Source organism: Hydrogenibacillus sp. N12 (genome assembly GCF_019645935.1).
Lineage (GTDB): Bacteria > Bacillota > Bacilli > Thermicanales > DSM-22653 > Hydrogenibacillus > Hydrogenibacillus schlegelii.
Genome location: NZ_CP080953.1, coordinates 137,514 through 161,780 on the forward strand (window position 1 = coordinate 137,514; position 24,267 = coordinate 161,780).

Sequence of the window (24,267 nt, forward strand, 5' to 3'; positions counted from 1 at the left end):
GAGGGAGCGCATGAATCTCATCTTGATGGGCCTTCCGGGTGCCGGCAAGGGCACGCAGGCGGAGCGGATCCGGGACGCGTACCGCATCCCCCACATCTCGACCGGCGACATGTTTCGGACGGCCGTCGCGAAGGGGACGCCCCTCGGGCTGGAGGCCAAACGCTACATGGACGCCGGCGCCCTCGTCCCCGACGAGGTGACGATCGGCATCGTCCGGGAGCGGCTTTCCGAGCCGGACGCGGCGGAAGGGTTCCTCCTCGACGGCTTTCCCCGGACGATCCCTCAGGCGGAAGCGCTCGAGCGGCTCCTCGCCGATGCCGGCCGGGCGATCGACCGGGTCCTCTACCTCGCCGTCCCGCAAGACGTCCTCATCCGGCGTCTCGCCGGCCGCCGGATCTGCCGCCGGTGCGGCGCGACGTACCACCTCGAGTTCAATCCGCCGAAGGTCTCCGGCGTCTGCGACCGGTGCGGCGGGGAACTCTACCAGCGGGACGACGATCGGCCGGAGACGGTCGCCGAACGCCTGCGGGTGAACGCGGCGGCGATGGCGCCGCTGATCGACTTCTACCGCGCCCGGGGCGTTCTCGCCGAGATCGACGGCCTCGGCGCCATCGACGACGTCTTCCGTCGCATTCAGGCGGCCCTCGAGGGATCGCCCACATGATCGTTTTGAAATCGCCGGCGGAGCTCGACAAGATGCGGACCGCCGGCCGGATCGTCGCCGAAGTGCTCCGAGCGCTCGAACGGAAGATCGAGCCGGGGATCACGACGCTTGAACTGGATCGCATCGCCGAACGGCTCATCCGTTCCTTCGGCGCGGTGCCGTCCTTCAAAGGGTATCAGGGATATCCCGCCAACATCTGTACGTCCGTCAACGAAGCCCTCGTCCACGGCATCCCGTCCGAACGGCGCCTCGCCGAAGGGGACATCCTCTCGATCGACGTCGGCGTCTTCTACGACGGCTATCACGGCGACGGGGCGTGGACGTATCCGGTCGGCGAGATCGATGAAGCCGACCGGCACCTCCTCGAGGTCACCCGCCGGGCGCTGTTTGCCGGCATCGCCAAGGCCGTCCCCGGCGGGCGGCTTTCGGACATCTCCCACGCCGTGCAGACCGTCGTCGAGGCGGCGGGCCTCCACGTCGTCCGGGAATACGTCGGCCACGGGATCGGCCGAGCGCTTCACGAAGCGCCCCAGCTTCCGAACTACGGCCCGCCGGGCCGGGGGCCGCTTCTTCGCCCGGGAATGGTGCTCGCCATCGAGCCGATGGTCAATCAGGTGAGCCGCTTCGTCCGGACGCTTACCGACGGCTGGACCGTCGTCACCGTCGACGGCGGCCGGGCGGCCCACTTCGAGCACACCGTCGCCATCACCGAGTCCGGCCCCGAGATTCTGACCTTGCTTCCCGGCGAAGCCGGGCCGCCGTACGCCGCCCCGTGAGAAATTGCCGCCGAGACCGAAGCCGATCGGTGATGAGCGCGAGGAGGGATGCCTGTGGCGAAAGAGGACGTCATCGAAATGCAGGGCACGGTCATTGAGCCGCTGCCGAACGCGATGTTTCGGGTGAAGCTCGAAAACGGCCACGTCATCCTGGCGCATGTCTCCGGCAAGATCCGGATGAATTTCATCCGCATCCTGCCGGGCGACCGCGTCACCGTCGAGCTTTCCCCCTACGATCTCACCCGCGGCCGGATCACCTACCGCTACAAGTAAGCGCTCGAGCCGGCCGGCTGAAAGGAGGTCGGGGCGATGAAAGTCCGCCCGTCGGTCAAGCCGATCTGCGAAAAATGCAAGGTTATTCGCCGTCACGGCAAAGTCATGGTCATCTGCGAAAACCCGAAGCACAAGCAGCGTCAGGGCTAAAAACCGCGCCTTCGGCGGGATCGCTCCGGCGTCCGAACCGAAGGCGCCGTGCCCTGAAGCCGTTCCGAGATTCGGAAGCAGAGGAGGGAGACGATGGCGCGCATCGCCGGCGTCGACATCCCCCGCGACAAGCGGGTTGAGGTGGCGCTCACGTATATCTACGGCATCGGCCGCTCGACGTCCCGGAAGATCCTCGCCGCCACCGGCGTCAATCCCGACACCCGCGTCAAGGATCTGACGGAAGAAGAACTGACCCGCATCCGGGAGTACATCGACAAGAACCTCAAGGTGGAAGGCGATCTCCGGCGGGAAGTGGCGATGAACATCAAGCGGCTGATCGAAATCGGTTGTTACCGCGGCGTCCGACATCGGAAGGGGCTTCCCGTCCGCGGCCAGCGGACCCGGACGAACGCCCGCACCCGGAAGGGACCGCGGCGGACCGTTGCCAACAAGAAGAAGTAAACGGATCAGGCGCCATGCGATCGGCCCCCGCGGCCGGACCGATCCGGCTCCGGCTTCCGGCGGGCGATCCGCGAACGGCCGTGAAAAGGAGGGAGCGCGTTGGCCAACAAGCGCAGAGGAGCGGCGACCCGGACGCGCCGCCGCGACCGGAAAAACGTTCCGGTCGGAATCGCGCACATCCACTCGACGTTCAACAACACGATCGTCACGATCACCGACCCCCACGGCAACACCGTCGCTTGGGCGAGCGCCGGGACGGTCGGCTTTACCGGTAGCCGGAAGGGGACGCCGTATGCGGCGCAGCTTGCCGCCGAGCAGGCGGCCCGAGGGGCGATGGAGCACGGCATGCGGGAAGTCGAGGTGCGGGTCAAGGGCCCCGGCTCCGGCCGGGAGGCGGCGATCCGTTCGCTGCAGGCCGCCGGCCTCGACGTCACGGTGATCAAGGACGTCACGCCGATTCCGCACAACGGTTGCCGACCGCCGAAGCGCCGCCGCGTCTGAGCCGCGCCGCACGAGGGCCCGGGTTTGGTGACGCCGGTTTTCGGCCAGACTGGATAAGACTGGACCGCTGGCCGAATCTTCTGGGCCGATGAAGGGGCGGACCGACGTGCGGAAGGAGGGTCCTCGGGTCGATGATCGAAATCGAAAAGCCCAAAATCGAGGTCGTCGAGGTCTCCCCGGACGGAAGTTACGGCAAGTTCGTCGTCGAGCCGCTCGAGCGCGGCTACGGCACGACGCTCGGCAATTCCCTCCGGCGGGTCCTTCTGTCCTCGATTCCCGGCGCGGCGGTCACCTCCGTCCAGATCGACGGGGTGCTGCATGAGTTTTCCACGATCGACGGTGTCTACGAAGACGTGACGGAGATCATCTTGAACTTGAAGAAACTGTCGCTTCGCATTCACTCCGATGAAGAAAAGGTCCTGACGGTCGAAGCGGACGGCGAGGGGGACGTCCTCGCGGGGGACATCCGGGCCGACAGCGATGTCGAGATCTTGAACCCGGAGCTGAAAATCGCCACCCTCGCCCCCGGCGCCCGACTCCACATGCGGATGACCGCCCGCCGCGGCCGGGGCTACGTGAGCGCCGAGGGCAACAAACGGGACGACGCCCCGATCGGCGTCATCCCGATCGATTCGATTTATTCGCCGGTCCTCCGCGTGAACTATACCGTCGAAAACACCCGCGTCGGCCAGATCACCAACTACGACAAGCTGACGTTGGAAGTCTGGACGGACCGAAGCGTCCGACCGGAAGAGGCGGTCAGCTACGCGGCGAAAATCCTCATCGAGCACCTGAACCTGTTCGTCACCCTCTCTGGCGAGGGATCGAGCGCCGAGTTTATGATCGAGAAAGAAAAGGACAAGCGGGAGAAGGTGCTCGAGCTGCCGATCGAAGAACTGGATCTTTCGGTCCGCTCGTACAACTGCCTCAAACGGGCGGGCATCAACACGATCGGCGAGCTCACCGAAAAGACCGAGGAGGACATGATGAAAGTCCGGAACCTCGGGAAGAAATCTCTCGAAGAAGTCATCCAGAAGCTGGCCAGCTTCGGCCTTTCACTCAAAAAGTCAGAATGAAACCGGAATGCATCATGAAGGAGGGACGGCCGTGGGCTACCGCAAACTCGGCCGCCGGTCCGGCGCCCGGATGGCGCTCCTTCGGAACCAGGTGACCGATCTCATCATCCACGAGCGCATCCGGACGACGGAACCGAAGGCCAAGGAAATTCAGCGCCTCGCCGATCGGATGATCACCCTCGCCAAGCGCGGCGATCTCCACGCCCGGCGGCAGGCGGCGGCCTTTCTCCGGCCGGTGAAGACCGACCCCGAAGACCGGAAGTCCAAGGACGCCGTCCAGAAGCTTTTTGACATCCTCGGTCCCCGGTACCGCGAGCGGCAGGGAGGCTACACCCGCGTCCTCAAGCTCGGCCCGCGGCGCGGCGACGGGGCGATGATGGCGATCATCGAATTCGTCGAAGAATGACCGGCGGGACGCCGCCCCTTCTCCGGCTGGAGGGCGTGACCGTCCGCTACCACCCGGATGGCCCGCCGGCCCTGGCAGAGATCGACCTCACCCTGCGCGCCGGCGAGTGGGTGAGCGTCCTCGGCGCGAACGGATCCGGCAAATCGACCCTGGCCCGGGTGCTGGCGGGCCTCATCGCACCGACGGCCGGCGCCGTCGTCCTTCGCGGCGCGCCGGTCGGGGCGACGGAAACGGACCTGTGGATCCTCCGGCAGGCGGTCGGGCTCGTCCTGCAAAACCCGGAGGATCAGATCGTCGCCGCGACGGTGGAGGACGACGTCGCCTTCGGGCCGGAAAACCGCGCGCTTCCGCCGGACGAGATCGAGCGGCGGGTGACGGCGGCCCTTCGGCGGACCGGCCTGGAGGCGCTCCGGTCGGTCGAGCCGGCACGGCTTTCCGGCGGGGAAAAGCAGCGCCTCGCCGTCGCCGGCGCCCTGGCGGTGGAGCCGGCAGCGCTCGTCTTCGACGAGGCGACGAGCATGCTGGACGCCGAAGCGCGGGCGCGGCTTCTCGCGGTGATGCGGGAGGAACAGGCCGCCGGCCGGGCGATCGTCCACATCACCCACGAACTCGAGGAGGCGGAGGTCGCCTCCCGCCTCGTCGTCCTCGATCGGGGTCGCCTCCGGTACGACGGACCGCCCGCGCCGTTTTTTACCGCCTTGGCCGAGGGCCGCCTGGCGCTGCCGGGGCTTTTGCCGCCGTTTGGCGTCCGGCTGGCGAAAGACCTCACGGCGCGGGGGATCGCCGTCCGACCGGCGCGGTTTGATCCGGAAGCGGTGGTGGAGGCCGCATGGACGTCCGCTTCGAAGAGGTAAGCCACGTCTACGGCGCCGGGACGCCGTTTGCCCGCCCGGCCCTTTCGTCCGTCACCGTTTCGATCGCCGCCGGGAGCGTCGTCGCTCTCCTGGGCCGGTCCGGTTCCGGAAAGACGACGTTCGCCCAGCTTGCCGCCGGCCTCGAACGGCCGACGGCGGGGCGGGTCATCGTCGGCGGGGCGGAAAGTTCCGCCGAGCGCCGGCTTCCGCCGGACGTCCGGCGGCGGATCGGCGCCGTGCTTCAGCACCCGGAGCACCAGCTCTTTGAGGAAACGGTCGGCCGGGACGTCGGGTTTGCCCTCCGGAGGCGGGGGGTGCCGCCGGAAGAGGTGGAGCGGCGGGTCCGGGCGGCGCTTCTTTCCGTCGGCCTCGATCCGGAGACGTATTTCGCCCGTTCGCCGTTTCGGCTGAGCGGCGGCGAAAAGCGACGGGCGGCGATCGCCGGCGTGCTCGTCTACGAGCCGGAGCTCGTCGTCTTCGACGAACCGACGGCAGGCCTCGATCCCGAGGTCCGGGAGCGGCTCATCGAGCACCTGGAGGCGGTGTTTCGGCGCCGTCGGCCGACGGTCCTCTACGTGACGCACCGGATCGACGAGGCGATCCGGCTCGCCGACCGGGTGCTCCTCTTCGACGCCGGCCGCCTCACGGCGGACGTGACGCCGGCAGAACTTCTTCGCCGCTTTGAGGCGTACCGCCGCTTCGGCCTCCGACCGTCGCCTTTTATCCGGGCGCTATTCGCCGTCGGGCGCCGGGCGCCGGACGTGTGGGACGACCCGCCCCGGACGCCGGCGGCGCTGGCGGACTGGCTGGCCGCCCGCCTCGCCGGCGAGCGGAAGGAGGCGCGGCCGTGAACGGTTTGGGGACGTTTCCGCTCGGGCGCCATCTGCCGGGGGATTCTTTTTTGCACCGATCTGACCCGCGGGCCAAGCTCCTCTTCCTCTTCGGTATCGCCATTGCCGCCTTCACCGCCCGCTCCGTCGCCGCCGTGCTGGTGCTTTCCCTTCTGGTGCCGGCGGCGATCGCCGGAAGCGGCGTTTCGCCGGCCTACGTCGTCCGTGCGATCGGCCGGACGGCCGTCTTCGTCGGGATCTTGGCGGCGGTGCAGCTTTTTATCCCGCGCCCTGAGCCGCCGCTTTTCGTCCTCGGTCCGCTGCCCGTGACGGCCGGCGGTCTGAGGGAAGCGGTGCTCGTCTGGCTCCGGCTGCTTCTGTTGTTTGCGCTGGGCGCGCTTCTTACGCTCACCACGCCGCCCCTCGTCCTCGCCGACGGCGTCGTCCGGCTGGCGGCACCGCTCCGGCGGCTCGGCGTGCCCGTCGACGCCTTTGGCCTCATGCTCATGCTGGCGCTTCGCTTCATCCCGACGCTTCTCGAGGCGCTGGAGCGGATCATGAAGGCGCAGGCAGCCCGGGGGGTCGACTTCACCTCCGGCCGGCTTCGGGAGCGGATCGTGGCGCTCCTTTCGGTCGTCGTGCCGCTCTTTGCCTTTGCCTTTGAGCGGGCCGAGGCGATGGCGCTCGCGCTCGAGGCCCGGGGGTACCGGCCGGACGCCCCCCGGACGAGCCGGCGGCGGCTCGCATTCGGATGGCGGGACGCCGTGCTTGCGGCGACGCTTGCTTTGGCGCTCGCCGTTGCGGCGTGGGATCGCGGGAGGGGAGGCCCGTGAGGCGGGTGGCGCTCGTCGTCGCCTACGACGGCCGGGCGTTTGCCGGCTTTCAGCGGCAACCGGGCCGGCGGACGGTGCAGGGGACGCTGGAGGCGGCGCTTCTGGACTGGTTCGGCCACCCCGTTCCCGTCGTCGGCGCCGGGCGGACCGACAGCGGCGTCCACGCCCTCGGCCAGGTCGTCCACCTCGACCTGGAACGGCCGCCCGGGCCGTCGGCCCTCGTCGGCGGGCTCAACGTTCGTCTGCCGCCGGACGTCCGGGTGCTCAACGCGGCGCCGGTGCCGGCGGATTTCCACGCTCGGTACGGCGCCCGCGCCAAGACGTACGTCTACCGGATGGTGCTTCGTTCCGTCCTTTACCCCCACGACCGGGGGCTGGCGACGGCGGTGCCGGAGCGGCTGGACGTGGCGGCGATGGCGGCGGCGGCGGCGCTTTTTCGCGGACGGCACGATTTTGCGGCTTTTTCCCGCACGGGAGGGAGCGCCCGGACGACGGTGCGGACGCTCTTTTCCGTCGATCTCGTTCGGCGAGGGTCGGAGCTTTTTCTGTGGCTCCGGGGCGACGGCTTTTTGTACGCGATGGCGCGGCAGATCGCCGGCGCCCTGATCGACGTCGGCCGGGGGCGGCTGAGCCCGGAAGCGATTCGCCGGCGTCTCGCCGGCGACCGGTCGGCGCCCGGCGCCGCGACGGCACCGCCGGACGGGCTGTACCTCTTCCGGGTCGAATATCCGCCCGAGCAGCTTCTCACGCCGGAACCGGCGGTCGGCTTCCCCCGGCCGCCCGGCCTTTTGGAAGAGCGGCCGCGGGCCTATTGACATCGGCGCGATCGGATGTTTAAGATGGAACGAGTGAACGAAAGGAGGAGCCGCCGTGCAGACGACGTGGATGCCGAAAGGCGACGCTCACCTGAGCGAGCGGAAGTGGTACGTCGTCGACGCGTCGGGGAAGACGCTTGGGCGGCTGGCGAGTGAGGTCGCCAAGCTGCTTCGGGGCAAGCACAAGCCGACCTTTACGCCCCACGTCGACATGGGCGATTTCGTCATTGTGATCAATGCGGAGAAGGTGCATCTGTCCGGGAAAAAGTGGACGGACAAGGTGTACTACTGGCATTCCGGGTATCCCGGCGGCCTCAAAAAACGGACGGCTCAGGAGATGCGCGATCGTTTTCCGGAACGGATGATCGAATGGGCGGTCTGGGGCATGCTGCCGAAAAACCGTCTCGGCCGGAAGATGTTCAAGAAGCTCAAGGTCTACCGCGGGCCCCATCATCCCCATGAAGCCCAGCAGCCGATCCCCTACGACATCCCGGAACGCCCGAACGCGTAAGGAAAGGGAGCAAAAGGGGAAGGGAATCGAGACGACCGGGCGTCGGGATGACCGACGCCAGGGAGATCCACGGCAGAACCGCGAAAAGGGGGGACCCGAGTGGCCACCGTTCAGTATCACGCCGTCGGCCGGCGCAAGGTCGCCGTGGCGCGGGTGTTTCTCCGGCCGGGCGACGGGAAGATCACCGTCAACGGCCGGCCTCTGGAAGCTTACTTCGGATTGGAGTCGCTCCGGGTGATGGTGGAGGAGCCGCTTCGACTGACGAACACCCTCGGGCAGTACGACGTGGTCGTCAACGTGAGCGGCGGCGGCATCTCCGGCCAGGCGGGGGCGATCCGCCACGGCATCGCCCGGGCGCTTCTGAAGGTCGATCCGGAGTTTCGCCCGGTGCTTAAAAAGGCCGGCCTCCTCACCCGGGATCCGCGGATGGTGGAGCGGAAAAAGTACGGTCTCAAAAAGGCGCGGCGGGCGCCGCAGTTCTCGAAGCGGTAAGCGATCGGGCCTCTGCGTTCGGCAGGGGCTTTTTTGTGGCCGTGGCACGGTCGATCGTCCCCGCCTGAAGACCGCCTCCGGAGGCGGCGAGCGAGGGCGTCGCGGCGGCCGACCCGGTTCGCGATCGGTCGCCTCCGGGCGCGGGATCGGCGCCGGGCGGCGCGTTTGGGCCTCCGATCTCGGGCGGTTCGCATAGGCCGACCGACCCCGGGCAGAATGAAAAGGGAAACCGGCGTGGAGGCGATGGGGGGTGAACGACCTGAGCGGGCGCAAGACGCCGGGCCGCCGGGGATCCTCCCGCAGCCGGCGGAGGGGGGCCTGGCCCGGTCCGCTCGCCGCCTTCAGCCTGGCGCTCGCCGGGCTGTTCGGGACTTTGGGGCCGGGGCCGGCGGCGTCCCCGGCGCAGGCCGCGCTTTTGGCGCCGGCGGTGTCGATGGCCGGGTGGCCCCTTCCGGCTCGGCCGGATCCTGCGGGGATCGCCCCGCCCTCGGCGCCGGGAGAATCCCCGGTCGCGGGGCCCCGGACGACCCCGGAGGAAGCATCGGTCCGGACGCTTTCGCCGCTCGCCGGCCGGATCATCGTCCTCGATCCAGGACACGGAGGCATCGACGGTGGCGCCGTCGGTCTCGACGGGCGGGCGGTGGAAAAGACGATCGTCCTCGAGATCGCAGAAGCCCTTCGGGATTATTTGCATCAGGCCGGCGCCCTCGTCTGGCTCACGCGGGATGAGGATCGGATGCTGGACGACGAGAGCGGGCGGGGAACGCGAAAAGAGCGGGACCTTCGGGCGCGCATGGTCACGATCAACGCTCCGGGGGTCGAGGTGGCGTTAAGCCTCCATTTGAACAGCTTTCCCTCTTCCCGCACCTTCGGCGCCGAGACGTTTTACGCCGGAGTACGGCCCGAAAACCGCTGCCTGGCCGCGCTCCTTCAGGAAAGCCTCCGGGAGGCGACCGGAAGCCCGCGGGGGATCAAGCGCGGCGACGACCTCTACGTTCTCCGCACGATGGAGCCGCCCGGCGCCCTCGTGGAGCTCGGGTACCTGTCGCACCCGGAAGAGGCGCGGCGGCTCGTCGATCCCGCCTACCAGCGCCGGCTCGCCGCGGCGCTGTACATCGGTCTCTGGCGTTACTTCGCCCGGGCCGATCGGGCGTGCTCCGAAACGCCGTAAAGCCCGGAGCGCCGGGGTTTCCGGCGCTCCGTCCATCTCGGCGCTCCGCGACGGCGCGGGGCGCCGTCGTTTTGCGGCGATTTTCAAGGGAAAACCGTCCCGGTCGGCGGGAGGGTCGGCCTTCGGGGAAGGATGTGTTATAATCATTCTCAGAAGTCGCGTTCCGTGAGGGGGGGTCTCGTTGGCGCTGTCCTCTGAGCGTGTGATGGAAGCGCTTCGCGCGGTGATCGATCCGGAGATTGGGCAGGACATCGTTTCCCTCGGCATGGTCGACCGCGTCGACGTCGACGGCGGTCGGGTGCGCGTTCGGGTCAAGCTCACCGTCTCCGGCTGTCCGCTTCAGACGACGATCCGGCAGGACGTCGAACGAAAACTCGCCGCCCTCGGCGCCGAAGCGGTGGACGTCGAGCTTTCGACGATGACCGAGGCGGAGCGAGAGGCGCTGGCGCTTCGCCTCCGGGGCAAAGATCCGGCGCAGGTGAGGCTCGATGCTAACCGCCTGCCCGGCGACGCCCGCACCGTCTTCCTCGCCGTCGCCAGCGGCAAGGGAGGGGTCGGCAAGTCCACGGTGACGGTCAACCTCGCCGTGGCGTTCGCCCGTCGGGGACTGGCCGTCGGCATCGTCGATGCCGACATCTACGGTTTCAGCGTCCCGGATATGATGGGCATCGAGCAGCGGCCGACGGTGATCGGCGACGTCATCCTGCCGGTGCCGCGTTTCGGCGTCAAGGTCATGTCGATGGGCTTTTTCGTGAGCGACAACGCGCCCGTCATCTGGCGGGGGCCGATGCTCGGGAAGATGCTCGACACCTTCCTCAAAGAGGTGAGCTGGGGACCCCTCGACGTCCTCCTCTTCGACCTTCCGCCGGGGACCGGCGACATCGCGCTGGACATTCACAGCAAAATTCCGAAAGTAAAGGAGATCATCGTCACGACCCCGCATCCCACGGCATCGTTCGTCGCCGCCCGGGCGGGCGCCATGGCCCTCCGGACCGGCCACGAGCTCCTCGGCGTCGTCGAAAACATGAGCTATGTTCGCTGCCCGAACGGCGATCGGGTTCACCTCTTCGGCCAGGGCGGCGGTCGAAAGCTCGCCGACGTCCTCGGCACCGAACTTTTGGCGGAGATCCCGATCGGCCTTCCGGAGGCGGCCGATCCGGACGACCCGGATTTTGCGCCGTCCGTCTACGACGCCCGGCACCCGATCGGCGAAGTGTATGACGCGCTGGCGGAGAAGGTGTGGGCGAAAATCGGATCGCCCTCTCCCCGCCGCTGACGGGCCGGCGGGCGGAGGGCGCACGGGCGACGCGGCCTTACTTCCCGCCGCCTTCGCCGCCTTCTTCCGACTTTTCCCCGCCCTTTTCTTTTTCCCCGCCCTTTTCCTTTTGCCCGGGTTTGAGGGCCGATTCGACCGCCTTTTCAATCATGGCGTACAGCTTTTCCTGCATGAGCGGGCTCTCAAACGCGTCTTGAATCGCCTGCTGCATCTGCTTTCGGTAGGGCGGGCTTTTCATGAGGTCGAGGAGCATTTTTTCAAAGTCCGGTCCTTTCATCACGTCGAGGAGCATCGCCTGATATTCGGGGTCTTTCATCAGCGCCCGGAGCAGCCGTTCATTTTCTTTTTGCATGGCTTTGGCGACGGTTGCGGCCCATTTCGGCTCCTCCAGGGTCGTCCGAAGCGTTTTTTTCCCCTGTTCCGAGGTCAGGGCTTGGACGACGGCGCGCTTGATCTCCTCCTGGTTGAACAGAAGTTCCTGCTTGACCGCATCGTTCTTGATGGTTTCCTGAATCGCCTTTTTGCCGTCTTCCGTCTGAAGGATGTCTTTGACCATCGATTTGATTTCCCCGTAGTCGGGTCGGCCCTGCCCGTCGGAGGCCGCCTCGCCACCGGCACACCCGGCAAGGAGGAGGAAGCCGGCGAGGGCGGTCCAAATCGGTCTCCGCATGCCCGTTCCCCCGCTTTCGTCCGGAACGCGTTCCGACCGTCGAATTCGCCGGCCCCGGTCCGACGATGGCGGGCGATCCGCCGAAGAACGCTTCCGGACCGCGCCCATCCGGCGGCGGTCCGCCGGGGCGGATGCTTTCGGCGTCGCGAAAATCGGTGCGTTTAGTATGCGGCCGGGCGTCCGGCGCTATGCCGGGCCGCGGCTTCCGGTTTGCGGCAGGATGCGGCTTGGAGGCGGTGCGGATGGACAGCCGAACCTTTTTCCGGCTCCTCGCCTCGACGCTCGCCGTCGGGGCGCTGGGCGGGGCGGTCGCGGGTTTCGCCGTTTCCTTTCCGGCGGGGCGGGCCGGGGGCTGGACGCCCGCAGACTGGCTGATGGGTTTCGTCGGCTGGCTGGGCGGCGGCGCGATTTTTGGGGCCCTCGGCCTTCTCGGCTACGTCGCGTTTTCGTTCTTCGACCGGTTGGGGCGGGAGCTCTTCTCCCCGCCCTACCGGGCGCTCTGGGACACCCTGCTTTGGATGGCGACCGCGCTTTTGGCGCTGGAGGCGGTCGTCTTTGCTTCGGGGTGGGAGCGCCTGGGGCTCCCCCTTCCGCCGCCGGCGGCGGCGCTTGCGCTTCTCGCGTGGTCCGTTTTCATCGCTTGGCTCCGCCTCGGGGCGGGCGGGCTCCGGCGAGCGGCTCCGGTCGTCTTTTTTCTCTTCGCGGGGACGATCCTGGAGCTCGTGCCGGCGCTACGCTTGGGCAACCCCCTCGCCTTCTGGGACATGGCGGTTCCCCTGACGCTGGTGAACGGCTACCTGGTTCTCGTCGCCGGCCGCGTTCGAGCCGCCCGGTCCGCCGGGCATCGCGCCGGAGCGGACGGGCCGCCGGGGAGCGGGCGGGGTCGCCCGGTCAGTCGACCCGTTTCACCTGAACGTGGACGCCGCGGATGAGATCCGAGACGGTCACCAGGGAAAAGCCCCGCTGCCGAAGGCCGCGGGCGATCAGCGGGAGCGCCTCCGGCGTGGCGGCGGCGGCATCGCTTCCGTGCAACAGGACGATCGATCCGGGCCGGGCGGCCTGAAGCACCCGTTCGGCGATCGTCGTCGCCGACGGCGTCTTCCAGTCGGACGGATCGACGTCCCAGAGGATGGTGATGAGTTCCAGCCGGTCGGCGGCCGCGAGCACCCGCCGGTCGACGTCGCCGTTCGGCGGGCGAAAGAGGGTGGGCTTTCTTCCGGTGATCGCCTCCAGCGCTTCTTGGCCGGCGGCGATCTCCGCGGCGAGGGCGTCGTCCGGCAGGCGGGAGAGGGACCGGTGGGTCGCCCCCATCGTTCCGAGTTCCAGCCCCGCCGCCTGGGCGTCCCGGACGGCGTCGGCATGGGTCCGCGCCCACTCTCCGGTGACGAAAAGGGTCGCAGCGCGGACGTCCGCCCGCTGGATCGCGTCGAGAAGCCGGGGAAAGACGCGCTCGCCCCAGCTCACATCAAAGGTGAGGGCGACGAGGCGCTCCTCGGTCGGCACCCGGGCGATGGCGCCGACCGGACGGCTCCAGAGCGCCGGAACCGCCTCCATTTCCCGGGTCAAGACGACCAAGGCGATGCCGAGGAGCGCGAGGAAGAGGGCGAGGCGCCGCACGGCGGGCCAGGAAAAGCTCCAGACCGGCATGTCGTTCGCCTCCCGGTTTGATCGTTCCCCGCCCGTTTGAAGATCCGGTGACCGGGCGTCGGGCTGATCTTACCCTATGTCCGGGCGTCCGGCCCTATGTCACGGGCTCATCCGACGGTAACGGGCTCATCCGACCGGGAAAAGCTCGCCGAAGCGGGAGGGCGCTCGGCCGGTCCGTCAAGCCGGCCCGAGCATCCGCGCCATGGATTGAATTCCCGGCGCGCTTGAGGATCCGTCAGGCGAAAATAACGAAGAGAAAGGAAGGGGACCGATGCGCGTTCAGCTGGCGTGGGAAGGGAAGATGCATTTCGTCGGCCGCGGGGAGACGAGCGGTCATGCCGTTTCGATCGACGCCGCGCCGGAGGTCGGCGGGGAAAACCGCGGCGCCCGGCCGATGGAGCTTTTGCTTCACGGCCTCGGCGGATGCACCGCCATCGACATCGTGTCGATCCTGAAGAAAATGCGTCTTTCGTTTGACGCTTTTTCCCTCGACATCGAGGCGGAACGGGCGGCCGAGCATCCGAGACGGTTTACCCGCATCCACCTCCATTACCGGCTTCAGGGGACCGACCTTCCGCCGGAAAAAGTCCGCCGGGCGATCCGCCTCTCGATGGACAAGTACTGCTCCGCCGCCGCCTCGCTCAACGCCGCGCTCACGGCGACGTTCGAAATCAACGGCGAGCGGTTTTCTGCCGACGCGCCGTCCGTCGAGGCCTGAAGTCGGCCTGCTCCATCGGATAGTGCAAAAATATCATATCCCGTTCACGAAAAAGGGGGTTGACGCGCGATGAGAAAGGTGATACTATAGCCATTGTCGTCACGAAAGCCCCGCGTTCCTTGAAAACTAAACAGCACCCGCCCTGTGAGGAAGGCCTTTCCGGGACCGGCGGGCGGCCGAGGGGGGCCGGGATGGAGCCGGCGGCCTTGGGCGTCTGTTGGGACCGGGGGGGATTGGAAGGTCCTGGCCTTTGGGCCGGGGGTGTTACGGAGAGTTTGATCCTGGCTCAGGACGAACGCTGGCGGCGCGCCTAATACATGCAAGTCGAGCGGGGAGGCGGGCGGAAGCCTTTGGGTGGAAGCCTGTCTCTTAGCGGCGGACGGGTGAGGAACACGTAGGCAACCTGTCCTAAAGACCGGGATAACACCGGGAAACCGGTGCTAATACCGGATAGATTGTCCTGGCGCATGCTGGGGCAAGGAAAGGGGCGACCCGCTTTAGGAGGGGCCTGCGGCGCATTAGCTGGTTGGTGGGGTAACGGCCTACCAAGGCGATGATGCGTAGCCGGCCTGAGAGGGTGACCGGCCACACTGGGACTGAGACACGGCCCAGACTCCTACGGGAGGCAGCAGTAGGGAATCTTCCGCAATGGGCGGAAGCCTGACGGAGCGACGCCGCGTGGGGGAGGAAGGCCTTCGGGTTGTAAACCCCTGTTGTCGGGGAAGAAGGGCTGCGTGAGCGGCATTGACGGTACCCGACGAGGAAGCCCCGGCTAACTACGTGCCAGCAGCCGCGGTAATACGTAGGGGGCGAGCGTTGTCCGGAATGACTGGGCGTAAAGGGCGCGTAGGCGGCCTGTTAAGTCTGCTGTGAAAGGCCACGGCTCAACCGTGGGGGTGCAGCGGAAACTGGCGGGCTTGAGTGCAGGAGAGGTGCGCGGAATTCCCGGTGTAGCGGTGAAATGCGTAGAGATCGGGAGGAACACCGATGGCGAAGGCAGCGCACTGGCCTGTAACTGACGCTGAGGCGCGAAAGCGTGGGGAGCGAACAGGATTAGATACCCTGGTAGTCCACGCTGTAAACGATGGGTGCTAGGTGTGGGTGGGGCGACCCATCCGTGCCGGAGTTCACACATTAAGCACCCCGCCTGGGGAGTACGGCCGCAAGGCTGAAACTCAAAGGAATTGACGGGGGCCCGCACAAGCGGTGGAGCATGTGGTTTAATTCGAAGCAACGCGAAGAACCTTACCAGGGCTTGACATCCCGCTGACGGGTTCAGAGATGGGCCTTTCCCGCGAGGGACGGCGGAGACAGGTGGTGCATGGTTGTCGTCAGCTCGTGTCGTGAGATGTTGGGTTAAGTCCCGCAACGAGCGCAACCCCTGCCCTTAGTTGCCAGCGGGTGGAGCCGGGCACTCTAAGGGGACTGCCGCCGACGAGGCGGAGGAAGGTGGGGATGACGTCAAATCATCATGCCCCTTATGCCCTGGGCTACACACGTGCTACAATGGCCGGTACAGCGGGAAGCGAAGCCGCGAGGCGGAGCGGATCCCTGAAAGCCGGTCTCAGTTCGGATTGCAGGCTGCAACTCGCCTGCATGAAGGCGGAATCGCTAGTAATCGCGGATCAGCATGCCGCGGTGAATCCGTTCCCGGGCCTTGTACACACCGCCCGTCACACCATGGGAGTCGGGGGCGCCCGAAGGCGCGGGCAGCGCTGAAGGCGAACCTGGCGACTGGGGTGAAGTCGTAACAAGGTATCCGTACCGGAAGGTGCGGATGGATCACCTCCTTTCTAGGAGCTGGGGCTGGGTGCTGTTTAGTTTTGAGGGAATGCGGGAGCATTCCCGGGTGTCCGGTGGCGATGGCGGAGTGGCCACACCCGATCCCATTCCGAACTCGGAAGTTAAGCACTCCAGCGCCGAAGGTACTGAGGGGGCGACCCCTTGGGAGAATAGGACGCTGCCGGGCACCGGTGTGGGCCTATAGCTCAGGGGTTAGAGCGCACGCCTGATAAGCGTGAGGTCAATGGTTCAAATCCATTTAGGCCCACCACTGTGGGGCTATAGCTCAGCTGGGAGAGCGCCTGCTTTGCACGCAGGAGGTCAGCGGTTCGATCCCGCTTAGCTCCACCAGGGAAGACGAGGGCCGGAAGGCCAGGTTCCTTGAAAACTGGATCGTGGGCGAGGCAAAGGTGGAAGGGCGCACGGTGGATGCCTCGGCGCCAGGAGCCGACGAAGGGCGCGGCAAGCGGCGAAATGCCCCGGGGAGCCGCAAGCGGGCGTAGATCCGGGGGTGCCCGAATGGGGGAACCCGCCAGGGTGGAGCCCTGGCATCCTGCGCTGAATGCATAGGCGCGGGAGGGCAACCGGGGGAACTGAAACATCTCAGTACCCCGAGGAGAAGAAAGCAACCGCGATTCCCCAAGTAGCGGCGAGCGAACGGGGAGGAGCCCAAACCGGACGGAAGTCCGGGGTTGTAGGACCGGGCCGCATGGGAGTGACAAAGAGAGGGCGTAGGCGAACGGACCTGGAACGGTCGGCCGGAGAAGGTGAGAGCCCTGTAGCCGAAACGCTCTTTCCTCCTGGCCCGGCTCCTGAGTACCGCGGGGCACGAGGAATTCCGCGGGAAGCGGGGAGGACCACCTCCCAAGGCTAAATACTCCCTGGCGACCGATAGTGGAGGAGTACCGTGAGGGAACGGTGAAAAGCACCCCGGGAGGGGAGTGAAAGAGGACCTGAAACCGTGTGCCTACAAGCAGTCGGAGCCCGTCGAAGGGTGACGGCGTGCCTTTTGCAGAATGAGCCGGCGAGTGACGCTTGCATGCGAGGTTAAGGCCTTCAGGGCTGGAGCCGGAGCGAAAGCGAGTCTGAAGAGGGCGGGAGTATGCAGGCGTCGACCCGAAACCGGGTGATCTACCCATGTCCAGGGTGAAGGTCGGCGAAATCCGACTGGAGGCCCGAACCCACTGGTGTTGCAAAACCAGGGGATGAGGTGTGGGTAGGGGTGAAAAGCCAACCGAACCCGGAGATAGCTGGTTCTCCCCGAAATCGCTTGAGGGCGAGCCTCAAGGGGAGCGCCTGGGAGGTAGAGCACTGATTGGGTGCGGGGCCCGCGAGGGCTACCAAGCCCTGTCAAACTGCGAATGCCCGGGCGTGGTCCTTGGGAGTCAGACGGCGGGGGATAAGCTTCGTCGTCGAGAGGGAAAGAGCCCAGACCGGCCGCTAAGGTCCCGGAGTTTGCGCTTAGTGGGAAACGATGTGGCGCTGCGAAGACAACCAGGATGTTGGCTTAGAAGCAGCCATCATTCAAAGAGTGCGTAATAGCTCACTGGTCGAGTGGCGCTGCGCGGAAAATGTAACGGGGCTAAGCGCGACACCGAAGCGCCGGGCACGAGGAGTGCGGTAGGGGAGCGTTCCCTGGGCGTAGAAGCGCGACCGGGAGGGCGCGTGGAGCGCAGGGAAGCGAGAATGCCGGCGTGAGTAGCGAGAAGGTCGGTGAGAATCCGACCCGCCGAAAGCCCAAGGGTTCCTGAGGAAGGCTCGTCCGCTCAGGGTAAGTCGGGACCTAAGGCGAGGCCGCGAGGCGTAGCTGATGGGAAACGGGTGGAGAATCCCGTACCGCTCCCGGCCGATTGAGCGACGGGGGGACGCAGGGGGTCCGAAGGCGCGCGCTGGATGGAGGAGCGCGTCCAAGCGGCGAGGGTGGCGTGCAGGCAAATCCGCGCGCCTTAAGCCTGAGCCGTGACGGGGAGGGAAGACGAGTACCGAAGGCCTTCCGGATCGCACTGCCGAGAAAAGCCTCTAGCGAGGCCTGGGAGTGCCCGTACCGGAAACCGACACAGGTGGGCGAGGAGAGGATCCTCAGGCGCGCGAGCGAACTCCTGCTAAGGAACTCGGCAAAATGGCCCCGTAACTTCGGGAGAAGGGGCGCCTGTCCTGAGGGCAGGCCGCAGAGAAGTGGCCCAGGCGACTGTTTAGCAAAAACACAGGTCTCTGCGAAGCCGTAAGGCGACGTATAGGGGCTGACGCCTGCCCGGTGCTGGAAGGTTAAGGGGAAGGGTGAGCCGTTAGGCGAAGCTCTGAACCGAAGCCCCAGTAAACGGCGGCCGTAACTATAACGGTCCTAAGGTAGCGAAATTCCTTGTCGGGTAAGTTCCGACCCGCACGAAAGGCGTAACGACCTGGGCGCTGTCTCGGCAGGAGGCTCGGTGAAATCGTAGTCCCTGTGAAGATGCAGGGTACCCGCGACTAGACGGTAAGACCCCGTGGAGCTTTACTGCAGCCTGATATTGTTGTTTGCCGCCTTCTGTACAGGATAGGTGGGAGCCTGGGAAGCGCCCTCGTCAGGGGGCGTGGAGGCGGCGGTGGGATACCACCCTGGAGGCGGCGGACGACTCACCCGCGGCCGTGAGCCGGTCGGGGGACCGTGTCAGGTGGGCAGTTTGACTGGGGCGGTCGCCTCCTAAAGGGTAACGGAGGCGCCCAAAGGTCCCCTCAGCGCGGATGGAAATCGCGCGGAGCGTGCAAAGGCGAGAAGGGGGCTTGACTGCGAGACCGACGGGTCGAGCAGGGACGAAAGTCGGGCTTAGTGATCCGGTGGTGCCGAGTGGAAGGGCCATCGCTCAACGGATAAAAGCTACCCCGGGGATAACAGGCTGATCTCCCCCAAGAGTCCACATCGACGGGGAGGTTTGGCACCTCGATGTCGGCTCATCGCATCCTGGGGCTGGAGCCGGTCCCAAGGGTTGGGCTGTTCGCCCATTAAAGCGGTACGTGAGCTGGGTTCAGAACGTCGTGAGACAGTTCGGTCCCTATCTGTCGCGGGCGGAGGAAATTTGAGGGGAGTCGTCCCTAGTACGAGAGGACCGGGACGGACGCACCGCTGGTGTACCAGTTGTGCCGCCAGGCGCACCGCTGGGTAGCCAAGTGCGGACGGGATAAGCGCTGAAAGCATCTAAGCGCGAAGCCCACCCCAAGATGAGATTTCCCACCGGCTTGACCGGGTAAGACCCCTCGTAGACGACGAGGTCGATCGGTCCGAGGTGGAAGCGCGGTAACGCGTGAAGCTGACGGATCCGAATCGGTCGAGGCTTTGCCCCCCACGATCCGGTTTTGAGGGAATCGGCCGATGCCGACCGTCGGCTTCGACGGGCGTGCATGGCGAACAAGAGGTCAAGATCAAGCGAAGGCGGGAAACCGCCTTTGTTTTGTTTCCGAAGTTTTGTGATCGAACGCCGTGGTGCAAGATAAAGCGCGTGGGGGGATTCGGTGTCGACGCCCTCGATCCCGGAGCGGTCCGACGCCCGCGGTCCGATGCCGGACGATCCGCTCGTTCGGGAGGCTCTACAAAAGGGCCTTCTGGAACCGGACGAGCTTCGATACGTCGCGGAAATGACGCCGGAGCGCTTCCGTCGTCTTTACACGGTGGCCGCGCGGCGGACCCGGCATGTGACCGTCGTCCTCGAAGCGGTCGACGACGGACACAATCAGGCGGCGGTCCTCCGCTCGGCCGATGCGTTCGGCGTACAGGACGTTCATATCCTCGTCGGCAAAGCGCCCTTTCGCCCCTCCGAGGGCGTCGCCCGCGGATCGGAGCGCTGGCTGACGATCCACCGGCATCCTTCGCCGGAAGCGGCGTTTTCGGCCCTTCGAGCCGCGGGGTATGTGATCGCCGCAAGCGCCCTCGATCCGACGGCGGTTCCCCTCGAGGCGCTCGATTTTGCCCGGCCGACGGCGTTCGTCTTCGGCAACGAAAAGGACGGGCTTTCGGAGGCCGCCCGGGCGCTCGCCGACGTCCGGTTCATCGTCCCGATGGTCGGGTTTGTCGAGAGCCTGAACGTCTCCGTCGCGGCCGCCATCACGCTTTACACGGCGACGCAAAAAGCGCGTGCGCTCGTCGGAGAGCGATATTTTCTCGGCCGTGACGAGCGGCGCGCCCTGCTCGGCCGCTGGCTTCGGCAGGCGAACGACCGGACGCGACGGCTGGCGGCGCTCGAAAAGGAAAGCGCCGAGGCGGGCGGCGACGGCGGGAAGGCCGGATGACGTTTCCGGGAAGAGGAACATGTATTTTTTTCCGTTGATGGGAACATCGCTTTGCGATATACTATTTTATGTCGCGGCTGAGGAACCCCAATGGTTTCGGCGATCCGATTAGCGCGTTCCCGTTCCGCAGTAGCTCAACGGTAGAGCATCCGGCTGTTAACCGGAGGGTTGCAGGTTCGAATCCTGCCTGCGGAGCCATCCGGCCCGTTGGTGAAGTGGACGAACACACCGCCCTTTCAAGGCGGCATTCAGGGGTTCGAATCCCCTACGGGTCACCATCGCGGCGGACGATTAGCTCAGCTGGGAGAGCGCCTGCCTTACAAGCAGGAGGTCGGCGGTTCGATCCCGTCATCGTCCACCATGCCGTGGAGGGGTAGCGAAGCGGTCAAACGCGGCAGACTGTAAATCTGCTCCCTCATGGGTTCGGCGGTTCGAATCCGTCCCCCTCCACCAGCGATCTTGGTTCGCCGAACGGCGTTCTCACATCGCGACGAATGCACGTTGGGGTGTAGCCAAGCGGTAAGGCAGCGGACTTTGGATCCGCGATCGTTGGTTCGAATCCAGCCACCCCAGCCAGCCGGTGAGCCATTAGCTCAGAGGTAGAGCACCTGACTTTTAATCAGGGTGTCGCAGGTTCGAATCCTGCATGGCTCACCAGTCCATACTGCGAAGATCAGGGCCTCCGGGGATTACTCTCCGGAGGTCTTTTTTTTACCGGCCGTTTTACCGGCCTTTCTGCCGCTATTTTGACGTCATAGAGACGAGTGTTTAACGTTGCATCTGCCAGACTGTCCTGCAGGCTTGGGAGCCGTGCGAGTGCGTGTCGAGCGCGATCTGGATGCTCGCGTGTCCCGGCCGTCCCTAAACGACCTTCGGGTGCCACCTCTTCGACAGGAGATACGTCGCGTGCGTGTGCCGGAGGTCGTGAAAGCGAATCTCCGGCACGCCGGCCCTCCGGATGCCGGCCTTAAAATCGCGATACACGTTCCGTCTCATGGCCGGAGCGCCTCCAGCGTAATGGCGTCGAGGAGGACGTAGCAAAGCGGTTTCCCGGTTTAGTCCCCTGCTTCTCGACGGGAATTATGACCGACAGGGTGAGAAATTCTGACTGTGCATTTCGTAGCGCTTCGTCGCTTTCTGGTTTCACATCCGGCCGAGGCGGGGGAGGAGAGCTTCCTGATCCGCCGGAAACGCAATCGGTAAGAACGAGGTCAATGATGATTTTGGCGGAGGCTAATGATGCTCTTGAAGGATGACAAGGACATAGGCATCGATTTCGCCAACATTGTCCAAAGCCAGTTGATCGTCGCCGGAAGCACGTAACAGCTCCCCCACCGAAAGTTCGATTATTTCCCCGGATAGGGTCACCTGCAATTTACCCTGCAGCATGAGAAGCGTTACCTCGGATCCGGGATGGGAGTGCTCCGGTATGCGCTGGGCCGGTTTGAGGCCGATGAGGACGTCGGTTCTCGGGTCATCCCGGCGCCAGATCCGGCGGAACGGTCGATCGGCAGGGATCGAAAATGCCTCGGACAGCAACATTTTTTGCGGCATTGCGCTCCTCCTTCTCATCCTAAAGGTTTTACCGGCTTACTTTTGAAGGATTTTCGCACCGCCTGATCCGGGGACACACCGACCGTACCGCATCGTGTGCGATTTTGCCGAGAGATTCGTCACACGCCGGATCGGAAAAGCCGGAATGCCGGGCCGAAAGAGCGGGCGTTGCGTTATCGTGATCTTTTCCCCGATTCCGCGGTCCGATTCGATCGTGAGGAGCCGTCCGCCCGAGCGACTGTCACCCAACATTGTGATATCTTTCACGGATCACCTGCCGGAATTGTGATAGACTCGATCCACACCGGGACAAAGGAACAACGGGGACAAGGAGACGTTGGAGACAAGCGATTTCATCGCGATTGCCGCCCGTTCGGGACGGAGGACCGGAGAAAGGATCGAAGCGTGGTGAAGCATCCATGACGGTAAAGTTCCTCATGCTTTACCTCCATTTGGTGGCAGCCATGTTCTGGATCGGAGAGATGCTGACGCTGATGCTGATCCTGACACCCGTGGTGTATCGGCAGGGGGATACGGCAAAACGAGCCCAGCTCTACCATGAAGTGGGGATGCAATCGCGTCCCTGGATGTTGGGGGCTCTGGCCCTGTTGGTGGCGACGGGTGTGGGAAACCTTTATTTTCTTAACGTCCCATGGAAGACGCTTTTTGATCTGGGGTTTTACCGGACGCCTTTAGGACGAACTCTCGGCTGGAAACTGCTTGGGGTGCTGGGGATTCTCTTGTTGACGGTACTGCACGATGTGGCGATGGCCCGGTTGCGGGCCAGGGGAGGGACGGTGACTCGGGGCTCTTACCGGGCGTTGGGGCGCTGGGTGGGGCGACTCAACCTTCTTCTGGGACTGATCGTCAGCTGGCTTGGGCTTCGCCTGATGTTCGGCGGATGAGGCGTACGGCGATTGAGTGCGGGTCGGACGTGATCATCCAACCGCCCTCTGTCGAGAATCGCCCGATGCTGGGGATGTCGGGCGATTTTTTCGATATAATGAGGCCAAAACAACTCCCATGGGGATCACGATGCCTCCGACGATCTCCGGCGTCGCCCGGGCGACCGGCGTCGTCCTCGTCCCCGAATCGGGGGCGGTCGAAAGCTGCCGCGAGCGTCTTACGGCGTTTGCCGAGCGGCTCCTTTCGCGAGGAATCGATGCCGCGTCCGTCGTGGCGCTTCCGGCGCCGGTTCCGAAAGCCTGGACGACGGTCGTCCACCAAACCGCGGAAGTGGCGCCCACGGCGGTATTTGCCTGCAACGACCGGCTGGACCTCGACGTCCTTCGGTCCGTGCGGACGCCCGGGCTTTCCGTCTCGGAGGCGGTCGGCATCGTCGGCTTCGACGATACACCGCTCGCCGCCCTGGCCGCCCCGCCGTTTTCGAGCGTCGCCCAGTCGCTTCGGGACATGGGGCGCCTCGCCGTGTCCGTCCTCCTTTTTGGGAGCGGACAGGTTTCCGGGAGCGGACAAGGGGGGCCGACGCTTCAGTTCGGTGAGGAGTGGCGGTTTCCGCCGGAGCTCGTCGTGCGGGCCTCCAGCGCCCGCACCCGCGGCTCCCTGAGAAGAACGTCAGGGGCGGGAGGCGGCCACAGGCGAGGGGAGGCGATCGCGAACGAAGGGCGGCGACCGCGAACGAAGGGAGGCGGCCATGAAAGAAAACGACGACGTCGAACAGGCGGGCGGCGCTTCCCGCAACAACGGCCGAACGGAGGCGGCCCGTATTTCGGAGGACGAAGGCGCTTCGGAGGACGGTCGCGCCGAACGGCCGGAAGAAGGGGACGATCTTCCGCCCCCGCGTCGCGGCGCAAGGCGACTCGTCGTGGGGCTGGTGATCGTCGGGCTTCTTGCCAACGGACTGGGGCTTTTTCCCCTCCTCTTCGGACGGACCGCCGAACGGAAGGCCGAAGAGCGCCTCGTCGGGGATGAGGCGGTCGCGGCGATCCGGCCGGCGATCGTCGCGGTCGTTACGCCGGACGGCCACGGGACGGGCTTCAACATCGCCCCGGAAGGGGCGATCGTCACGAACCGGCACGTCGTCGGCGACGCCGGCCGAGCCTGGGCCGTGTTTCCCGACGGCCGGCGGCTTTTTGTCGCCCTCGTCTGGTCGGATCCGTCCAAGGACCTGGCCCTCCTTCGGCCGTCGAGGAGCGGCGCGCAAGACGAAACGGAACGGATGGGCGTGGCGGAGCGGAGCTATCCGGTCCTTCCGCTCGCCGACCGCATGCCGCGCCCCGGCGAGGCGATCGTCGTCGTCGGCCATCCGCTGTTTGAGACGGACGTCGCCGTCCGGGGGACCGTGCTCGGCCCCGTCCGCCTGAAGGACGGGCGGGAGGCGATCGCCCTCGACGCGCCGATCTTCCCCGGAAACAGCGGTTCGCCGGTTCTTGCCGCCGACGGGACGGTTCTCGCCGTCGTCTTCGGGACGGCGACGCTGGAAGGAGAAAAGGCGCGCCGGGCGATCGGCCTGGCCGTGCCGGTCGCGGGCCTCTCGCTCCCCGGCGGTCGCCCTTAGGGGACGCGCCCCGAGGATTGGCGTCGCC

At 66.0% G+C, this 24,267-nt stretch carries 25 protein-coding genes, 8 tRNA genes, 3 rRNA genes and 1 pseudogene; 33 read left to right on the forward strand and 4 right to left on the reverse strand.

Annotated features, from left to right (window positions below):
• Positions 1-10: 10 nt before the first annotated feature.
• The 16 genes from K2M58_RS00735 (at position 11) to K2M58_RS00810 (ending at position 11,090) form a co-directional block, all read left to right on the forward strand.
• The gene (locus tag K2M58_RS00735; protein WP_220677892.1) at positions 11-664 is read left to right on the forward strand and encodes an adenylate kinase; all 654 of its coding nucleotides are present in this window, start codon (positions 11-13) and stop codon (positions 662-664) included.
• Positions 661-1,440 (forward strand): type I methionyl aminopeptidase, encoded by a 780-nt coding sequence (gene map / locus K2M58_RS00740; RefSeq protein ID WP_220677893.1) that lies wholly within the window; start codon positions 661-663, stop codon positions 1,438-1,440. Before K2M58_RS00735 ends, map begins: the two co-directional genes overlap by 4 nt.
• A gap of 54 nt (positions 1,441-1,494) precedes the next feature.
• Positions 1,495-1,713, forward strand: a complete 219-nt coding sequence (infA, locus tag K2M58_RS00745) for a translation initiation factor IF-1 (RefSeq protein WP_066200676.1) — start codon at positions 1,495-1,497, stop codon at positions 1,711-1,713.
• 36 nt (positions 1,714-1,749) lie between these two features.
• On the forward strand, positions 1,750-1,863 hold the full coding sequence (rpmJ, locus tag K2M58_RS00750) for a 50S ribosomal protein L36 (protein WP_008881921.1): 114 nt from the start codon (positions 1,750-1,752) through the stop codon (positions 1,861-1,863).
• A 93-nt stretch (positions 1,864-1,956) separates the two neighbouring features.
• The gene (gene rpsM / locus K2M58_RS00755; protein WP_066200673.1) at positions 1,957-2,325 is read left to right on the forward strand and encodes a 30S ribosomal protein S13; all 369 of its coding nucleotides are present in this window, start codon (positions 1,957-1,959) and stop codon (positions 2,323-2,325) included.
• 99 nt (positions 2,326-2,424) lie between these two features.
• Positions 2,425-2,826 carry a 30S ribosomal protein S11 gene (rpsK, locus tag K2M58_RS00760; protein WP_066200668.1) on the forward strand — a complete coding sequence of 134 codons (402 nt, stop codon included), beginning with the start codon at positions 2,425-2,427 and terminating at the stop codon, positions 2,824-2,826.
• A gap of 131 nt (positions 2,827-2,957) precedes the next feature.
• Positions 2,958-3,902 (forward strand): DNA-directed RNA polymerase subunit alpha, encoded by a 945-nt coding sequence (locus K2M58_RS00765; RefSeq protein WP_066200666.1) that lies wholly within the window; start codon positions 2,958-2,960, stop codon positions 3,900-3,902.
• A gap of 31 nt (positions 3,903-3,933) precedes the next feature.
• Positions 3,934-4,308, forward strand: coding sequence for a 50S ribosomal protein L17 (gene rplQ, locus K2M58_RS00770; protein ID WP_066200664.1), 375 nt, complete (start codon positions 3,934-3,936; stop codon positions 4,306-4,308).
• Positions 4,305-5,162: an ATP-binding cassette domain-containing protein gene (locus K2M58_RS00775; protein ID WP_220677894.1), complete on the forward strand. Its 858-nt coding sequence runs from the start codon at positions 4,305-4,307 to the stop codon at positions 5,160-5,162. Before rplQ ends, K2M58_RS00775 begins: the two co-directional genes overlap by 4 nt.
• Entirely contained in the window at positions 5,138-6,013 is an 876-nt protein-coding gene (locus K2M58_RS00780; RefSeq protein ID WP_220677895.1) for an ATP-binding cassette domain-containing protein, read from the forward strand. The genes K2M58_RS00775 and K2M58_RS00780 overlap by 25 nt, the downstream gene beginning before the upstream one ends.
• Positions 6,010-6,825 carry an energy-coupling factor transporter transmembrane component T family protein gene (locus K2M58_RS00785; RefSeq protein ID WP_220677896.1) on the forward strand — a complete coding sequence of 272 codons (816 nt, stop codon included), beginning with the start codon at positions 6,010-6,012 and terminating at the stop codon, positions 6,823-6,825. The genes K2M58_RS00780 and K2M58_RS00785 overlap by 4 nt, the downstream gene beginning before the upstream one ends.
• On the forward strand, positions 6,822-7,640 hold the full coding sequence (gene truA, locus K2M58_RS00790; RefSeq protein ID WP_220677897.1) for a tRNA pseudouridine(38-40) synthase TruA: 819 nt from the start codon (positions 6,822-6,824) through the stop codon (positions 7,638-7,640). Before K2M58_RS00785 ends, truA begins: the two co-directional genes overlap by 4 nt.
• Before the next feature lie 55 nt (positions 7,641-7,695).
• Positions 7,696-8,151: a 50S ribosomal protein L13 gene (rplM, locus tag K2M58_RS00795; protein ID WP_220677898.1), complete on the forward strand. Its 456-nt coding sequence runs from the start codon at positions 7,696-7,698 to the stop codon at positions 8,149-8,151.
• A gap of 99 nt (positions 8,152-8,250) precedes the next feature.
• Positions 8,251-8,643 (forward strand): 30S ribosomal protein S9, encoded by a 393-nt coding sequence (rpsI, locus tag K2M58_RS00800; RefSeq protein WP_220677899.1) that lies wholly within the window; start codon positions 8,251-8,253, stop codon positions 8,641-8,643.
• A 250-nt stretch (positions 8,644-8,893) separates the two neighbouring features.
• Entirely contained in the window at positions 8,894-9,814 is a 921-nt protein-coding gene (locus tag K2M58_RS00805) for an N-acetylmuramoyl-L-alanine amidase (protein WP_220677900.1), read from the forward strand.
• A 205-nt stretch (positions 9,815-10,019) separates the two neighbouring features.
• On the forward strand, positions 10,020-11,090 hold the full coding sequence (locus K2M58_RS00810) for an Mrp/NBP35 family ATP-binding protein (RefSeq protein ID WP_220678738.1): 1,071 nt from the start codon (positions 10,020-10,022) through the stop codon (positions 11,088-11,090).
• Positions 11,091-11,127: 37 nt separating this feature from the next.
• Here the strand turns inward: K2M58_RS00810 and gerD are convergent, their stop codons facing one another.
• Positions 11,128-11,760: a spore germination lipoprotein GerD gene (gerD, locus tag K2M58_RS00815; protein ID WP_066200758.1), complete on the reverse strand. Its 633-nt coding sequence runs from the start codon at positions 11,758-11,760 to the stop codon at positions 11,128-11,130.
• A gap of 242 nt (positions 11,761-12,002) precedes the next feature.
• Between gerD and K2M58_RS00820 the strand changes: the two genes are divergently transcribed.
• Positions 12,003-12,692, forward strand: coding sequence for a KinB-signaling pathway activation protein (locus tag K2M58_RS00820; protein ID WP_220677901.1), 690 nt, complete (start codon positions 12,003-12,005; stop codon positions 12,690-12,692).
• Here K2M58_RS00820 and K2M58_RS00825 read toward each other — a convergent pair.
• Positions 12,652-13,407: a polysaccharide deacetylase family protein gene (locus K2M58_RS00825; RefSeq protein WP_220677902.1), complete on the reverse strand. Its 756-nt coding sequence runs from the start codon at positions 13,405-13,407 to the stop codon at positions 12,652-12,654. The genes K2M58_RS00820 and K2M58_RS00825 overlap by 41 nt on opposite strands.
• 271 nt (positions 13,408-13,678) lie before the next feature.
• On the opposite strand from K2M58_RS00825, the gene K2M58_RS00830 reads away from it, so the two are divergent.
• The 13 genes from K2M58_RS00830 to K2M58_RS00890 all read left to right on the forward strand — a co-directional run bounded on the left by K2M58_RS00830 (position 13,679) and on the right by K2M58_RS00890 (position 20,824).
• Positions 13,679-14,125 (forward strand): OsmC family protein, encoded by a 447-nt coding sequence (locus K2M58_RS00830; RefSeq protein ID WP_066200635.1) that lies wholly within the window; start codon positions 13,679-13,681, stop codon positions 14,123-14,125.
• A gap of 263 nt (positions 14,126-14,388) precedes the next feature.
• A 16S ribosomal RNA gene (locus tag K2M58_RS00835) occupies positions 14,389-15,918 on the forward strand.
• Between the two features lie 59 nt (positions 15,919-15,977).
• A 5S ribosomal RNA gene (gene rrf, locus K2M58_RS00840) occupies positions 15,978-16,094 on the forward strand.
• A gap of 8 nt (positions 16,095-16,102) precedes the next feature.
• A tRNA-Ile gene (locus K2M58_RS00845) sits at positions 16,103-16,178 on the forward strand.
• 4 nt (positions 16,179-16,182) lie between these two features.
• A tRNA-Ala gene (locus K2M58_RS00850) sits at positions 16,183-16,258 on the forward strand.
• Positions 16,259-16,309: 51 nt separating this feature from the next.
• A 23S ribosomal RNA gene (locus K2M58_RS00855) occupies positions 16,310-19,225 on the forward strand.
• Together the 16S, 23S and 5S rRNA genes with 2 tRNA genes alongside form the textbook arrangement of a ribosomal RNA operon.
• A 168-nt stretch (positions 19,226-19,393) precedes the next feature.
• Positions 19,394-20,167, forward strand: a complete 774-nt coding sequence (locus tag K2M58_RS00860; RefSeq protein ID WP_220677903.1) for a TrmH family RNA methyltransferase — start codon at positions 19,394-19,396, stop codon at positions 20,165-20,167.
• A 123-nt stretch (positions 20,168-20,290) separates the two neighbouring features.
• Positions 20,291-20,365, forward strand: a tRNA-Asn gene (locus K2M58_RS00865).
• 3 nt (positions 20,366-20,368) lie between these two features.
• Positions 20,369-20,445 (forward strand) — tRNA-Glu (locus K2M58_RS00870).
• Positions 20,446-20,452: 7 nt separating this feature from the next.
• Positions 20,453-20,528 (forward strand) — tRNA-Val (locus K2M58_RS00875).
• A gap of 6 nt (positions 20,529-20,534) precedes the next feature.
• A tRNA-Tyr gene (locus K2M58_RS00880) sits at positions 20,535-20,620 on the forward strand.
• A 49-nt stretch (positions 20,621-20,669) separates the two neighbouring features.
• Positions 20,670-20,743: transfer RNA gene (locus tag K2M58_RS00885), tRNA-Gln, on the forward strand.
• A 6-nt stretch (positions 20,744-20,749) separates the two neighbouring features.
• Positions 20,750-20,824: transfer RNA gene (locus K2M58_RS00890), tRNA-Lys, on the forward strand.
• 204 nt (positions 20,825-21,028) lie between these two features.
• Here K2M58_RS00890 and K2M58_RS00895 read toward each other — a convergent pair.
• Both K2M58_RS00895 and K2M58_RS00900 read right to left on the reverse strand, forming a co-directional pair.
• Positions 21,029-21,163, reverse strand: coding sequence for a tyrosine-type recombinase/integrase (locus K2M58_RS00895; RefSeq protein WP_082718168.1), 135 nt, complete (start codon positions 21,161-21,163; stop codon positions 21,029-21,031).
• Between the two features lie 237 nt (positions 21,164-21,400).
• On the reverse strand, positions 21,401-21,721 hold the full coding sequence (locus K2M58_RS00900; protein WP_220677904.1) for a cupin domain-containing protein: 321 nt from the start codon (positions 21,719-21,721) through the stop codon (positions 21,401-21,403).
• Between the two features lie 419 nt (positions 21,722-22,140).
• Between K2M58_RS00900 and K2M58_RS00905 the strand changes: the two genes are divergently transcribed.
• The 3 genes and pseudogenes from K2M58_RS00905 to K2M58_RS00915 all read left to right on the forward strand — a co-directional run bounded on the left by K2M58_RS00905 (position 22,141) and on the right by K2M58_RS00915 (position 24,239).
• The gene (locus K2M58_RS00905; protein WP_066201967.1) at positions 22,141-22,626 is read left to right on the forward strand and encodes a hypothetical protein; all 486 of its coding nucleotides are present in this window, start codon (positions 22,141-22,143) and stop codon (positions 22,624-22,626) included.
• Between the two features lie 130 nt (positions 22,627-22,756).
• A pseudogene (locus tag K2M58_RS12915) lies at positions 22,757-23,254 on the forward strand (substrate-binding domain-containing protein); the annotation flags it as partial.
• A 121-nt stretch (positions 23,255-23,375) separates the two neighbouring features.
• Complete coding sequence (locus K2M58_RS00915) at positions 23,376-24,239, forward strand: S1 family peptidase (RefSeq protein ID WP_252393494.1); 864 nt, start codon at positions 23,376-23,378, stop codon at positions 24,237-24,239.
• Positions 24,240-24,267: the final 28 nt, after the last annotated feature.